This is a genomic window from Rahnella sp. PD12R, from assembly GCF_019200965.1.
GTDB classification, from domain to species: Bacteria; Pseudomonadota; Gammaproteobacteria; order Enterobacterales; family Enterobacteriaceae; genus Rahnella; species Rahnella laticis.
Genome location: NZ_JAHTMS010000002.1, coordinates 265883 through 280287, shown reverse-complemented (window position 1 = coordinate 280287; position 14405 = coordinate 265883). Strand labels below are relative to the sequence as shown.

Annotated in this window: 15 protein-coding genes; 8 read left to right on the top strand and 7 right to left on the bottom strand. The window is 54.1% G+C overall.

Annotation, left to right across the window (positions count from 1 at the left end):
* Window positions 1-48: 48 nt before the first annotated feature.
* On the bottom strand, window positions 49-639 hold the full coding sequence (ribA, locus tag KWG64_RS05225) for a GTP cyclohydrolase II (RefSeq protein WP_101076876.1): 591 nt from the start codon (window positions 637-639) through the stop codon (window positions 49-51).
* Window positions 640-928: 289 nt separating this feature from the next.
* Here ribA and pgpB point away from each other — a divergent pair, with 289 nt between their 5' ends.
* The 3 genes from pgpB (at window position 929) to lapB (ending at window position 3426) form a co-directional block, all read left to right on the top strand.
* Window positions 929-1690 (top strand): phosphatidylglycerophosphatase B, encoded by a 762-nt coding sequence (pgpB, locus tag KWG64_RS05220; protein ID WP_218521150.1) that lies wholly within the window; start codon window positions 929-931, stop codon window positions 1688-1690.
* A 248-nt stretch (window positions 1691-1938) separates the two neighbouring features.
* The gene (locus KWG64_RS05215) at window positions 1939-2250 is read left to right on the top strand and encodes a LapA family protein (RefSeq protein WP_152326349.1); all 312 of its coding nucleotides are present in this window, start codon (window positions 1939-1941) and stop codon (window positions 2248-2250) included.
* Between the two features lie 6 nt (window positions 2251-2256).
* Window positions 2257-3426 (top strand): lipopolysaccharide assembly protein LapB, encoded by a 1170-nt coding sequence (lapB, locus tag KWG64_RS05210; protein ID WP_218521149.1) that lies wholly within the window; start codon window positions 2257-2259, stop codon window positions 3424-3426.
* 148 nt (window positions 3427-3574) lie between these two features.
* Here lapB and KWG64_RS05205 read toward each other — a convergent pair whose 3' ends face one another.
* Window positions 3575-3862: an Arc family DNA-binding protein gene (locus KWG64_RS05205; protein ID WP_218521148.1), complete on the bottom strand. Its 288-nt coding sequence runs from the start codon at window positions 3860-3862 to the stop codon at window positions 3575-3577.
* A gap of 190 nt (window positions 3863-4052) precedes the next feature.
* Here KWG64_RS05205 and pyrF point away from each other — a divergent pair, with 190 nt between their 5' ends.
* Window positions 4053-4781, top strand: a complete 729-nt coding sequence (pyrF, locus tag KWG64_RS05200) for an orotidine-5'-phosphate decarboxylase (protein WP_218521147.1) — start codon at window positions 4053-4055, stop codon at window positions 4779-4781.
* 12 nt (window positions 4782-4793) lie between these two features.
* Window positions 4794-5123 (top strand): stress response translation initiation inhibitor YciH, encoded by a 330-nt coding sequence (yciH, locus tag KWG64_RS05195; protein ID WP_195824567.1) that lies wholly within the window; start codon window positions 4794-4796, stop codon window positions 5121-5123.
* Between the two features lie 56 nt (window positions 5124-5179).
* Here the strand turns inward: yciH and osmB are convergent, their stop codons facing one another.
* On the bottom strand, window positions 5180-5398 hold the full coding sequence (gene osmB / locus KWG64_RS05190) for an osmotically-inducible lipoprotein OsmB (RefSeq protein WP_056780657.1): 219 nt from the start codon (window positions 5396-5398) through the stop codon (window positions 5180-5182).
* A gap of 403 nt (window positions 5399-5801) precedes the next feature.
* Here osmB and araD point away from each other — a divergent pair, with 403 nt between their 5' ends.
* Window positions 5802-6497 carry an L-ribulose-5-phosphate 4-epimerase gene (gene araD / locus KWG64_RS05185; protein ID WP_195824568.1) on the top strand — a complete coding sequence of 232 codons (696 nt, stop codon included), beginning with the start codon at window positions 5802-5804 and terminating at the stop codon, window positions 6495-6497.
* A 33-nt stretch (window positions 6498-6530) separates the two neighbouring features.
* On the opposite strand, the gene KWG64_RS05180 is transcribed toward araD, so the two are convergent.
* The 3 genes from KWG64_RS05180 to KWG64_RS05170 form a co-directional block, all read right to left on the bottom strand.
* A complete protein-coding gene (locus KWG64_RS05180; protein WP_218521146.1) occupies window positions 6531-7274 on the bottom strand; it encodes a DNA-binding transcriptional regulator YciT in 744 nt (247 codons plus the stop codon).
* 63 nt (window positions 7275-7337) lie between these two features.
* Entirely contained in the window at window positions 7338-9770 is a 2433-nt protein-coding gene (locus KWG64_RS05175; protein WP_218521145.1) for a formate C-acetyltransferase/glycerol dehydratase family glycyl radical enzyme, read from the bottom strand.
* Between the two features lie 5 nt (window positions 9771-9775).
* Complete coding sequence (locus tag KWG64_RS05170; RefSeq protein WP_218521144.1) at window positions 9776-10675, bottom strand: glycyl-radical enzyme activating protein; 900 nt, start codon at window positions 10673-10675, stop codon at window positions 9776-9778.
* A 141-nt stretch (window positions 10676-10816) separates the two neighbouring features.
* Here KWG64_RS05170 and fsa point away from each other — a divergent pair, with 141 nt between their 5' ends.
* Entirely contained in the window at window positions 10817-11482 is a 666-nt protein-coding gene (fsa, locus tag KWG64_RS05165) for a fructose-6-phosphate aldolase (RefSeq protein WP_218521143.1), read from the top strand.
* A 248-nt stretch (window positions 11483-11730) separates the two neighbouring features.
* A complete protein-coding gene (kdgT, locus tag KWG64_RS05160) occupies window positions 11731-12729 on the top strand; it encodes a 2-keto-3-deoxygluconate transporter (protein ID WP_195812549.1) in 999 nt (332 codons plus the stop codon).
* A gap of 824 nt (window positions 12730-13553) precedes the next feature.
* Here kdgT and KWG64_RS05155 read toward each other — a convergent pair.
* A complete protein-coding gene (locus KWG64_RS05155) occupies window positions 13554-14399 on the bottom strand; it encodes an amino acid ABC transporter ATP-binding protein (RefSeq protein WP_255562091.1) in 846 nt (281 codons plus the stop codon).
* Window positions 14400-14405 lie beyond the last annotated feature (6 nt).

The following is a 14405-nucleotide window of genomic DNA, read 5'->3' as shown; positions in this document are numbered from 1 at the left end:
AGGGCACCGTTAAGGTGCCCTTAATATTTCTGTCATATCCTGAAAAAATTACTTATCGAGCAGGTGGCCCATTTTGGCCGCTTTGGTCGAGAGGTAACGTTCGTTTTCCGGATTACGACCCACGATCAGCGGCACGCGCTCGGTGATATTAATGCCAGCTTCAGTCAGGATTTCGACCTTTTTCGGGTTGTTGGTCAGCAGGCGGACAGAATCAACGCCCAGTAACTTGAACATATCCGCGCACAGGGTGAAGTCGCGTTCATCAGCCGCAAAACCGAGCTGATGGTTGGCTTCGACGGTGTCGTAGCCTTTGTCCTGCAAAGCGTAAGCGCGGATTTTGTTGAGCAAACCGATGTTACGGCCTTCCTGACGGTGATACATCAGGATGCCACGGCCTTCTTCGGCGATGTGATTGAGTGCGGCTTCGAGCTGAAAACCACAGTCACAGCGCAGGCTGAATAAGGCATCGCCGGTCAGACATTCCGAGTGAACACGCGCGAGAACCGGTGTTTCACCGCTGATGTCGCCAAAAACTAACGCCAGGTGGTCGTGCCCGGTGGCCAATTCTTCAAAACCCACCATCAGGAAATCGCCCCAAGGTGTTGGCAGATTGGCTTCTGCCACCCGTTTCAGCTGCATTTTACGCTCCAAAAAAACCACAAAGTGTCTTCATTTACAGTGAGTATTTTACTTGTTGATGCGCATCCTACGTTCAGATGCGGCCTCTGGATAGGGAATCGGTGCCTTTCCATCACGACAGGGCGTTATTTTGCCACAGATTGGCACAGTTTTTAGCGCGAATATTTGAACGATTAGTTCATAACTTATGAATTATAACCGCTTCTTCAACAATCCCCGCTTAGGGAATGTGAAGCGGTAACAACGTTGCTACACTCCAACTCTTTTATCAATGACGGAAGGGACGACTATGTTTGATATCGCCAGACGCACCGCATTCGGGGCGGTTCTTTTATTACTGATGCCCGCAGCGGTTTGGCTCAGTGGCTGGTTATGGACGCCGGGCGGTAATCCGTCATTTTTACTCCCGCTGTATTGGGTCACCGAAACGGTCAGTCAGCCCTGGGGCATTTTAACCACGGTAATCCTGTGCGGGTGGTTTTTATGGTGTTTGCGCTTTCGTCTCAAAGCGGCGATCGGGCTGGTGCTGATGATTTCGGTGGCGCTTCTGGTCGGCCAGTCAGCCAAGACTTACATCAAAGGGGAGGTGCGCGAACCACGGCCTTATGTGGCCTGGCTGGGTACTGACCATCAGATGAACGTTGAGGAATTTTACGGCCTGAAACGCAAGGCGCGCAGCCAGCAGGTCAAAGACGTCCTCGGCGATAACGCTCAGATCCCGCACTGGCTGAACAAAAGCTGGCAAAACGACACCGGCTACGCATTTCCTTCCGGCCATACTATGTTCGCCGCGACCTGGGCATTGCTGGGCATCGGGCTGCTGTGGCGGCGTAAACACTACAAAACGGTCACCTTCCTGATGGTGTGGGCGGTTGTGGTGATGGGCAGCCGCCTGATGCTGGGCATGCACTGGCCGCGTGACCTGATGGCGTCCGTTGGGATCAGCTGGATCCTGGTGACACTGGCCTGCTGGCTGACCGAACGCTATATCGGGCCGCTGACGCCGCCACCGGCAGAAAATCAGGAAATCGCCCAACGCGACGGAGAATAAACACCGGCAATTTCAAAGGGGTTTAACAAAACCCCTTTAATTCATCGCTTTCCGTCCCCATATCTCTTCCATATCGTAAATTGCAGCGATATTTGCGACACGCCGCAAAAGTTGCACGAAGTTCCAACAACCTGCATTTAAAGCCTCCGCAATGTTTCCCAGCTTTGTTTGGAAATGCTAACTTATTAGGTCGGGACGAGAGTTTTTGGCATAATTCATCCGGTACATCCGGCATTACAGGAATGAATGTGAAATATCTGCTGATTTTTTTATTTTTGCTGGTCATCGTGGTGATTTCTATCACTCTGGGTGCCCATAACGATCAGACTGTGACCTTCAATTATTTGCTGGCGCAGGGTGACTATCGTGTTTCCACACTGCTTGCCGTGCTCTTTGCCACCGGTTTTATTCTCGGCTGGGTCATCTGCGGTTTGTTTTACCTGCGTGTCCGTTTATCTCTCGGGCGTGCGCAGCGTAAAATCAAACGCCTTGAACAACAAATTGAACCCGCGGCTGCCGTTACGCCGCCAGCAGCATCTTATGATGTCAGCAAGGAATAACCCTCTATGTTAGAACTGCTGTTTCTGTTGTTGCCCGTTGCGGCCGCCTATGGCTGGTACATGGGGCGCAGAAGTTCTCAGCAGGACAAACAGGAAAATGCTAACCGCCTGTCGCGTGAATACGTAGCAGGGGTTAACTTCCTGCTTTCCAACCAGCAGGATAAAGCGGTCGACCTGTTCCTTGAGATGTTGAAAGAGGACAGCAGTACGGTCGAAGCGCACCTGACTCTGGGGAACCTGTTCCGCTCCCGTGGCGAAGTCGATCGCGCCATCCGCATCCACCAGTCGCTGATGGAAAGTGCCTCGCTGACCTTCGAACAGCGTTTGCTCGCCGTGCAGCAGTTAGGGCGCGATTACATGGCTGCCGGTTTTTATGATCGTGCGGAAGACATGTTTAATCAGCTGGTGAAAGAGCAGGACTACCAGCTGTTTGCGCTGGAACAGTTGCTGATCATCCATCAGGCAACCAGCGACTGGCAGAATGCCATCGATGTGGCCGAGCGTCTGGTCAAGCTGGGCAAAGAAAACCGTCGCAAGGAAATCGCACATTTCTGGTGTGAACTGGCGCTGCTGGCGATGGTGGCTGATGATTTCGATAAGGCCACCGGCCTGCTGAAAAAGGCCGCGGCGGCAGATAAACTTTGTGCCCGCGTGTCTATCATGCAGGGGCGCATTTTCCTGGCGCAGGGCGAATACCGTAAAGCGGTTGATGCGCTGCAACGCGTGCTTGAGCAGGACAAAGAACTGGTCAGCGAAGCGCTGCCGATGATGCAGGAGTGCTACCAAAACCTGAAAGATACGCTGGGCTGGGCAGAGTTCCTCAAACGCTGTGTCGATGAAAACACCGGCGCGACGGCAGAACTGATGCTGGCGGAAATCATCCAGCAGGAAGAAGGGCGTGAAACGGCGCAGAACTACATCAACCGCCAACTGCAACGTCATCCGACCATGCGGGTGTTCCATCACCTGATGGATTACCATCTGGCCGATGCAGAAGAAGGCAGGGCGAAAGAGAGTCTGGTTTTACTGCGGGACATGGTGGGTGAGCAGATCCGCACAAAACCGCGATACCGCTGCCACAAATGCGGGTTTACCGCGCATTCGCTGTACTGGCATTGTCCGTCATGCCGCGGCTGGGCGACGATCAAGCCTATACGTGGTCTCGACGGGCAATAATTTTTCCCGTCATACTTCGCGCTGCAGGTGCGTTGGCTGCTTTCTGTCACCCGAATCACTTACTCAAGTAAGCTCATCGGGTTCCTTCAATTGCCGCCTTCCTGCAACACGAATTATTTAGGGAAAATCGGCGATACAAAGGCTTAAATTACTTCTTCTTACCGGTGGTTTTGCGGGCGCTAAGTAACGTACGCAGTTTCTTAATTTCTTTTGCCGTCAGCGCCGGTTCAGAATCTTCAGCAAGATGCTGATTATCAATCTCATGCTCGGTGGCTTTCGCCGCCTTTTTCCCCTTAGGTGCCGCCGGACTAAAGCTCTCTTCCAGACGTGCTGCCACTTCCGCACTTAAAGAATGCTCAGCCTCAGCGGCGGCGTTCTTGATCAGTTCCTTCAATTCAACCGGAATTTTGACGGTCAGGGTTGTTATCTCACTCATTTTTCAGCCTTTCCTTAGAGTAAAGTTACAAATTATGCCAGCGTTGTGTCGGCGTCTAGTGCATCACAAAAATTTAATAAAACTGTCACATTATGTGTAGCTGTGAATTCAGCCTTTTGCCATGTAAAATGCGGGCGGCAGAAAACAGGCTTTCCCTTCCTGAAATGAAAAAACACAAGAGGCTGAAGATATGACGTCAGAAAATAACATTAACAACAACGACTTAAATTCCTCACCTATTGTTGTCGCTCTCGACTATGCCGATAAATCTGCCGCGCTGGCTTTTGCAGATAAAATCGATCCCCGTGATTGCCGCCTGAAAATTGGTAAAGAGATGTTCACGCATTTCGGCCCGCAGATGGTGAAAGATTTGCAGACTCGCGGTTTTGACGTCTTTCTGGATCTGAAATTTCATGACATCCCGAACACCACGGCGCATGCGGTTGCCGCTGCGGCGGAGCTGGGCGTGTGGATGGTCAATGTGCATGCCAGCGGCGGTGCGCGCATGATGACCGCAGCAAAAGAAGCGTTGCTGCCGTTTGGTAAAGACGCGCCGTTACTGATTGCCGTCACCGTGCTGACCAGCATGGAAGGCAGCGATCTGGCGGATCTGGGCATCACGTTATCTCCGGCAGATTACGCCGAACGTCTGGCGCGCCTGACCCGTGACTGCGGGCTGGACGGCGTTGTATGTTCCGCGCAGGAGGCCACGCGCTTTAAATCGGCGCTGGGGCAGGACTTCAAACTGGTCACGCCGGGGATCCGCCCGGCAGGCAGCAAAGCCGACGACCAGCGCCGCGTGATGACCCCGCAGGAAGCGCTGGCGGCGGGTGTGGATTACATGGTGATTGGCCGCCCGATTACGCAGTCCGCCGATCCGGCGCAGACGCTGCGTGATATCCGTACATCACTGCGATAAGCAGGAGAATTTATGAGTAATGACAACAACAGCCGGTTAGTGTATTCCACCGACACCGGCAGAATCGACGAGCCGAAAGCCGTTGTGGCGCGTCCGAAAGGTGACGGCATTGTCCGCATTGCGCGTCAGACCAGCGGGCGCAAAGGGAAAGGCGTTTGTCTTATTACTGGCGTCGATGTCGATGATGCTGCGCTGGAAAAACTGGCGGCTGAACTGAAGAAGAAATGCGGTTGCGGCGGTGCGGTGAAAGACGGCGTCATTGAAATTCAGGGCGATAAACGTGATTTGCTGAAACAGCTGCTGGAAGCCAAAGGGATGAAAGTCAAACTGGCGGGTGGCTGATAAAACAAGATGCTGCGCCATTGATGAGCGCAGCGTCTTACTGTTTTTATCTGTTCTTATTTACTGACCTGATGACCCACAATACCACCTACTGCTGCGCCGCCTAACGTACCTAAAGTACTTCCGTCAGTCAGAACCGCACCACCAAGTGCACCGGCACCGGCACCAATCGCCGTGTTACGGTCACGTTTAGACCAGTTACCACACGCGGTAACAGACATCGCAAGAGTCAGAACCAGTGCAATACTGGCAACGCGTTTATTTACGAGCATCATAGTTATCTTCCTCAAAGGATTAACGTTCAGCATCATCGATAAGTATAGGTAACTTGCAGCGTTCTCACTGTATTTTACCGGGTGATCCTTCACACAACTTATGATTTTTTGAGCTGTTCCGAACCTTTATTCATAATTCGACTCATCCGGACGCACTTTTGCATCCGTTAACTAAAAATAGTGAAATTAGTATCCATTCACTAGGTGAATAATCTTAATTCACCATCAAGCCGCACTCTCACCACACAATTAACTAAAGCATTGCACCTGCGTGCCCTGAATGTGGCACAAACAGGCACTTTCGCGTTTGCAGCAGAACCTTACGCACTCTTTAGCGATTTGCCCCATACCGGCACCCGCCCGCCGACCAGACAATAAAGCATCGACAGATGAGGAAACCGAGATGCTTAAACAACTGAAAGAGCAGGTACTGGAGGCCAACCTGGCACTGCCGCGCCATAATCTGGTGACCTTTACATGGGGAAATGTCAGCGCCGTGGACCGCCAGCAGGGGCTGGTCGTCATCAAACCGTCAGGCGTGGAATACGATCATATGGGCGTCGAAGACATGGTGGTGGTGGAACTGGAAACCGGGAAAATCGTGGAAGGCAGCAAGAAACCGTCTTCGGATACCGACACGCACCGCGTGCTCTACCTTAACTTCCCGCAGGCGGGCGGCATTGTACATACCCATTCCCGCCATGCGACCATCTGGGCGCAGGCCGGGATTGATATTCCGGCCTGGGGTACCACGCATGCGGATTATTTCTACGGCAACATTCCCTGCACGCGTTTAATGACCGAAGCAGAAATCGCCGGTCGCTACGAGTGGGAAACCGGCGAAGTGATCGTTAAAACGTTCGCGGAACGTCATCTCGACCCGGCAGATATTCCGGCGGTGCTGGTGCATTCGCACGGGCCTTTTGCCTGGGGGAAAGATGCCGATAACGCCGTACACAACGCGGTAGTGCTGGAAGAAATCGCCTACATGGGCATTTTCTCCCGCCAGTTAACGCCGCAGCTGCCGGATATGCAGCCGCAACTTCTGGATAAACATTATCTGCGTAAGCACGGCAAGAATGCCTACTACGGGCAGTAATCCGCGCCGTACCTGGAAAATCACATGAAGAAGTCAGCCGACGAGGCTGACTTTTATGCCTGAGTGCGTCAGTTGCTGGCGGAACGTTTCCGGCAGGGCTTCGTCAGTAATGACATGACTGAAAGCGCTGACCGGACCGAGCGGATTGAGATTGATCTGGCCGAATTTCGAAGAATCCGTCAGGACGATATTTTCCGCGCCTTTCGCCACGACCGTGTTCACCACGTCGGCACGCAACATGTCACGACCGGTAAAACCGGTGGTATCAGTAAATCCGTCAATCCCGATAAAGGCTTTGCTGAAATTCATCTGCTGCAAACACAATCTTGTCAGCGGGCCGACCACCGTCTGGCTGGTCTTCTGGTACATTCCGCCGAGCAGCACCACGTCACACGGCATACTTTTCAGTAACGACGCCACATAACTACTGACGGTGATCACCGTGAGATTCTTTTTATCCGCCAGATATTGCGCCAGCAGGGCAATGCTGCTGCCGCTTTCGAAAAATACCGTTTCGCCATCCCGGATTAACGATGCTGCGAATTTTGCCAGTTTTTGCTTCTGTGCGAAGTTCGACATCATTCGGGTATCGACGTCATCGGTCTGAATTGCGACGGCAAAACCGTGCGCGCGGCGCAGATAATGGCGTTGCTCAAGCTGATTGAGATCGTGACGGATCGTCACTTCTGAAACCTGACAAATCTGCGACAGCTCACTCACGCTGATCCGCTGTTTATCGTTTACCCATTGCAAAATGACTTGCTGTCTGTCGTTCATAAGTGCCCAAAAATACGGGCAGCGCAGGCTGCCCGTCAGCTGAAGTGAATTCTGTCTCGAAGATTACAACGTATGTTCCGTTCGCGCGATAATATCATCTTGCGCTTCCGGCGATAAAGCGGTGAAGAATGCCGAATAACCGGCCACGCGCACCACCAGATCCCGGTAGTTTTGCGGTTCCTCGCGCGCTTTCAGCAACGTCTCGCGGGATACAATATTGTACTGCACGTGCCAGCCTTTATGATCCTCAAAGAACGTCCGTAACATCAGCATCAGCGTCTGGCGGTCGGCTTCATTTTCAAGCGATGCCGGATTGAGTTTCTGATTCAGCAGTACGCCGCCGAGGATCGCTTCTGTCGGTAATTTCCCCAGCGAATTAAATACCGCCGTTGGCCCCAGATGGTCTGTGCCGGAAGCCGGGCTTGCGCCTTCGGCCAGCGGGGTGAACGCTTTACGTCCGTCAGGTGTCGCCGTGGTCGCAGCGCCAAACGGCACGTTAGCGGAAATCGACGAGGTGCCGGCGTAGTATGTTCCGCCAATCGGGCCGCGCCCGAAACGCGTGTTGTGATAATTCGACAGCTCGTCGATGTAACACTGATAGGCGCGTACCAGAAGATTATCCACGCCGTCATGGTCGTTGCCGTACTTATCCGCGCCGTTAATCAGCCGCTGGCGTAAACGCTCGCCATCCAGCCCGTCGTAGTCAGAAGCCAGCGCAGCCGCCAGTTCCTGCTGGCCGACAGAACCCTGTTCGAAGACCAGCTTTTTGACCGCCGCCAGACTGTTGCCGAGATTGGCAATCCCGACCTGCAAGCCGGAAACCCAGTCGTATTTCGCGCCGCCTTGTTTGATGGTTTTGCCGCGCTCGATACAGTCATCGACCAGCGCGGAACACAAAATATCCTGCGCGTTTTCTTCCAGAACGGTATCGACGACGCATTCAATTTCAATCGATTTACGCGTGTAATAACGGATTTGCTCATCCCACTGCGCGAAAACCTGCTCAAAGTTTTCAAAGTTGCCCTGAGACAGCCCGCGTTCCTGCGGGAGAAATTGCGACTGGCTTTTGGCGTCATGCCCCTGTTCGAGCGCAGCCAGCATAACGCGGGCAAAGTTGATGAAGCTCATGCCGGTGCAGCGGTAGCCCCATTTTCCGCCGACGGCGGTTTCGATGCAGCCGATGGCGGCGTAATCATAGGCATCTTCTTTCTCAACGCCGAGTTTGATGAATTCAGGGATCACGATTTCATCATTGTTAAACGCGGGCATCCCGAAACCGCAGCGGATCACCTGCACGCAGGCATCCAGAAAATCGCTGCTCATGCCTGCGTGATAACGCACGCTGAGGTTTGGCTGTGTGGAACGCAGCTGACCGCACGATTCAAGAATGGCGTAGGAAAGCGGATTTACCGCATCGGACGCCACGCCGTGATGCAGTTTCTGGCCGCCGATGGTGACGTTCTGATACAACGGGCTGCCCGCCGACGCTTTGGAGTGCGTGCCGGAGCGGATTTTGTTCACTTCCAGCAATTTCAGCCAGCAGCTTTGCAGCAACTCAATGGCGTGACCGCGCTCCAGCGTTTGCTCAAGTTCGACGTCACGGCGGTAGAACGGGTAAAGATACTGATCCATACGGCCAAACGAAACGGAATGCCCGTTGGATTCGATCTGCAAAATCAGCTGGATGAAATAGCACAGCTGCAACGCCTGCCAGAAGCTGGAAGGCGGCTGATGGGCAATCGCATGACAGTTTGCGGCAATCGCCAGCAGCTCATCGCGACGGTTCTCGCGCGGCTCAGCGGCGGCCATTTCCTGCGCCAGATCGCCAAAGCGAACGATATGATCGCTGACGGCGGCCAGCGTGATATCAATGGCTTTCAGCAGTTGTTCTTTATGCAAATCTTCCCAGTCAGTCAGATTAATGCGGCTGCGGCGTTCATCGACTTTATGGCGCAGTCCGTCCAGCCCCAGTTCGAGCAGCAGCGGGAAATTCACCGCCAGATGGGCATCGCCGGACGTCATATTGCCTTCGGCTTTTACGATGCCGCTGTCGAGCAGCGCCTTCTGCTCATCGGTAAACATACCGTAGCAGCGATCCTGCACCGTCTGTCCGCGCCACCACGGGCAGATTTCGTGCAGGACATTCTTATTCTTTTCACTCACCGCGAAACCGGCTCCCGGCCGGTCAGCCAGCGCATCAATTTCGTTTTCAATCCAGCCGACGGTGTATTCCGGGAAAATCGGCGCGGCACGTACTTCGCTGGCCTGATTTCCGACGATCAGCTCGTCATGTTTGATCCAGACAGTCCGTTTCTGGAGATGTTCAGCCAGTGCCAGCGCGCGGCGGACGGCCAGCGGCTTATCCGCATGTTGCTGATAAATTTGTGTGTAATGCTGCGCGCGCTCGGTACACACCGGCGGTTTTACGATGTGGATCAGCGCGTCTTTATGGGCGCGGATGCGGGCGGAGAGGGTATTCAGATTCAATGTCGTCATTATTTTTATCCTCTTAACTGGGCACAAAGACCTTTTCCGGCGGCGTACTCTTCGGCAAACGTCAGCAGATCCGGGTCATTTAAAGGCTGGCGCGGGGCCAGATAGGGTTCGCCGAGCAGGACATATTTATTGATGCCCAGCGTGTGATAAGGCAAAAAGTGGATGATTTCACAACCGGTTTCCGCTGCGGCGAAATCCACAATCTGGCGGATGGACGCCCGGTCGGCGTTAAAATCAGGGATCAGCGGCACGCGGACAATCAGCTTCTGACCGGCAGTCGCCAGACGGCGGAAATTGTCCATCACGCGTTTTGCTGAGCCGCCTGTCAGGCGTCTGAACGGCGCGTCGGCGACGTGCTTCAGGTCGGCCAGCAGCAAATCCAGCGCGCCGAGAGAAGGCTCGATATATTTCCAGGGAACGTGCAGACAGCTTTCCGCCGCCGTATGCAAACCCTCGTGGTGACAGCGTTGCAGCAGATTCAGCGCCGTCTGTGGTTGCATAAAAGGCTCGCCGCCGGAAAGCGTAACGCCGCCGCCGGTGCGCTGATAAAACGGCTTATCGCGCAGGATTTGCTGCATCAGGCTCTCCATATCTGCGTCTTCGCCGCAAACGCTCAGCGCACCGGAAGGGCAAACCTGTTCCATCTGACATAAATCTTGCGCAGAGAACGCCTCGCGACACAGGCTGATCCCGCCATTTTCGGCGGTTACCGCGTTGAGAAATGCCTGCGCACAATGCTGACAACCGGCGGTACACAGCCGCGAATCAAACAGCACGTCGGGTTTCTCAGAACGGCTTTCCGGGTTCTGGCACCAGGTGCAACTCAGTGAGCAGCCCTTGAGAAAAACAACCGTGCGGATCCCCGGCCCGTCATGGGTGGAATAACGTTGCACATTAAAAATCATCGCGGCGCTCCCTTATTTTCTTCTTTCGTAATTTATATGCTTTCATTCGAAAGTCATTTTGATGACGATCAATAAACCCGCCGCTTGCAGGGGTACACTCTTCGATACTTTGCATTCGCTCACAGGTTTAAGGAGAAAGTTATGGAGCTGTATCTCGATACTGCCGATGTTGTTGCGGTGAAACGTCTTTCGCGAATTCTGCCGTTGCAGGGGGTCACGACGAACCCGAGCATTGTGGCGAAAGAAGGAAAATCCCTCTGGGAAGTGTTACCTGCACTGCGTGATGCCCTCGGCGGAACCGGGAAATTATTTGCCCAGGTGATGGCAGCGGATGCAGAACAGATGATCGCCGAAGCCCTGCTACTGTCGCAGCGGGTGCCCGGTTTAGTGGTGAAAATCCCCGTCACGGCGGAAGGGTTGGCGGCGATTAAAGCTTTAAGAAGCATGAATATTCCGACGCTCGGCACGGCTGTTTACGGCGCAGGTCAGGGGCTCTTATCCGCGCTGGCGGGTGCTGAATACGTGGCGCCTTACGTGAACCGTCTGGACGCGCAGGGCGGTGAAGGCATTGCGATGGTCAGAGAATTACAGACGCTGCTGAGCCTGCACGCGCCGCACTCAAAAGTGCTGGCGGCCAGTTTCAGAACGCCGCGTCAGGCGGTGGATTGCCTGCTGGCGGGCTGTCAGTCGGTTACGTTACCGGTGGATGTTGCTGAACAACTTCTCGGCACGCCAGCGGTTCAGGCGGCGGTACAAAAGTTTGACGCCGACTGGCAGCAGGCTTTCGGCACGACATCTATAAGCTAAAAATTCCCGGCATTTCAGAAACCCGCACAGGCAACTGCTGCGGGTTTTTTTGTTTTTGTGCCGCAGAAAAATCCGAATTTGTGATTTCGCTCCGAAATTAAATATTGACGGAAATATTTATTAAAACTACCGATCTAAAAAATAGAAACAACGTTTCAATTTATGAGTTGCATCACTTTTATAGCCCTGAGAAATGGATAACGTAGCGGCATTCGGAAGTCCGTTACTTTTAAATCAGGTGAAAAATAATGCACATTAAACGAGCGATAGAAAAAATCCCTGGCGGGATGATGTTAGTGCCTCTCTTCATCGGTGCGCTGTGTCATACCTTTGCGCCTGATTCCGGTAAGTATTTTGGCTCCTTCACCAACGGTCTGATCACCGGTACGGTGCCGATTCTGGCCGTCTGGTTCTTCTGCATGGGGGCATCGATCAAACTGAGCGCCACCGGGACGGTTCTGCGTAAATCCGGCACGCTGGTGGTCACAAAAATTGCCGTCGCCTGGATTGTCGCGGCAGTGGCGTCGCGCTTTATGCCGGAAAACGGCGTCGAGTTTGGCTTCTTCGCCGGGCTATCCGTTCTGGCGCTGGTCGCGTCCATGGACATGACCAACGGCGGGTTGTACGCCTCGGTCATGCAGCAATACGGTACAAAAGAAGAGGCGGGCGCCTTCGTGCTGATGTCTCTGGAATCCGGCCCGCTGATGACCATGATCATCCTCGGTACGGCGGGCATTGCCTCGTTTGAACCGCACGTTTTCGTCGGCGCCGTCCTGCCGTTCCTGATTGGATTTGGTCTGGGGAATCTTGACCCGGAATTACGCGAATTCTTCAGTAAAGCCGTTCAGACGCTGATCCCGTTCTTTGCATTCGCATTGGGTAACACCATCAACCTGAGCGTTATCGCACAAACCGGTTTGCTGGGTGTGATGCTGGGCGTTTCAGTGATTATCCTCACCGGTATTCCGCTGATTCTGGCCGATAAATTCATCGGTGGCGGTGACGGCACCGCAGGGATTGCCGCCTCCAGTTCCGCCGGTGCCGCGGTTGCCACGCCGGTACTGATTGCCGAAATGGTGCCACAGTTCAAACCCGTCGCCCCGGCCGCCACGGCGCTGGTCGCCACGTCAGTGATTGTCACCTCAATACTGGTGCCGATTCTGACCGCGATGTGGTCGCGGAGAGTGAAGAATAAAGCCGTGAAAGGCAAAGTGGCGATGGATCCGCCGATGGCGAGTGTGAAGTAGGCTGAACGGGTGGGCGTTCAATCACCCAAATGACCGGGAAAGTTTCGGTTTCTTGCTCGCCGTCAGGGCTGGAAGACGACCGAGGAAGTTTCGGTTTCTCAATAACTGTGATCACTTAACTTCCTGCGCCGAAACCGACAAAAGGGGGCTATGACGAGCCCTCTTTTGAATCTCCGCGTCTTTTTTACTGCGCGCTACCGCTGGCTGGCACTGTTTCAGCAACTCCGGCTAGTGCCGCAAAATCCCGCCGCTGCGCGGTTCCTTTCAGTCGGATTACAAACCGCGCGAAAAAAATACGCGGTTTTCCACCTCTCCTTCCAGCGTGATTTTTGAAAGCGGCCAATGGCTTTTTAGTTCACAACCTCACTAATTTTGGTCTGCTCCTTCCCCTCTCACGAGGGGAAGGCCGGGATGGGGTGTTGGTTGTAGCGGTTCAGTGGTCTGCTAAACCCCCTCCCGTCCTCCCCCTTCGCAGGGGGAGGAGCAAACCAAACCACTGTAATAGGGTGAAAAAGCCATTGGCCGCTTTCAGAAAGCTTGCTGAGCGAAGTGTTTCGAGACCTGTGGCTCGAAACCGAGTGAGGGAACCGCGCAGCGGCAAGTTTTCGCGGCACTAACCAGAGCCGCTGAAACATAGCCAGCGAGCGGTAGCGCGCAGTGAAAGAGCCCGGGATTTTCAAGGGGCGCGGCGACAGGCGCTCCTTGAAGCCAGTTTGGGTGGCAACCCAAGGTTTTGAACTTGACCTTGACCTTAGAGCCAGTTTGGATGGCAACCCAAGGTCTTGCCCCTCACAGCCAGTGAGAAAATCCAAAATTTGCCAATCTTAAAGCACCTTCTCCAGGAAGGCTTTTGTCCGCTTATGCACCGGTCTGTCCAGCACCTGCGTTGCACTCCCGCTCTCGACAACGGCGCCATCCACCATAAACACCACCTGATCGGCGACCTGCCGCGCAAAACCGATTTCGTGCGTTACCACCACCAGCGTCACACCGGACTGCGCCAGTTTTTTGATGACGTCCAGCACTTCGCCGACCAGTTCCGGGTCGAGTGCGGAGGTGGGTTCGTCGAACAACATCACTTTCGGATTGAGCGCTAAGGCGCGGGCAATGGCGATGCGCTGTTGCTGGCCGCCGGAAAGATGGCGCGGCCAGGCGTGGGCTTTTTCGCGTAAACCCACGGTATCCAGCAGCTCATAAGCGCGGGCGATGGCCTGTTTGCGGTTCAGCAAGCCGTGAACCACGGGCGCTTCGATGATGTTGTCCAGCACCGTCATGTGCGGGAACAAATTGAAATTCTGGAAAACGTAGCCGACGTGGGTACGCTGTTTGAGGATTGCGCGTTCCTTCAGTTCGTACAGCGTGTCGCCTTTGCGGCGGTAACCGATGTAATCGCCGTCAATCTGGATAAATCCTTCATCGACGCGTTCCAGGTGATTGATGGTACGTAATAGGGTAGATTTCCCCGAGCCTGACGGGCCAAGGATCACCGTTACCGTGCCAGGTTCGATGCTCAGGCTGACGTTATCCAGCGCTTTATGCGCGCCGTAGTATTTGCTCAGGTTATTGATCTCAATGCGCCCGACGGTGGCGGCCTGTAGCTGGCGCGGAAACAACCGTTCAACGGATGCGTCATGAGGCGGTTTTACGAATAAATCAAAGGCTTCAGACATAGAATT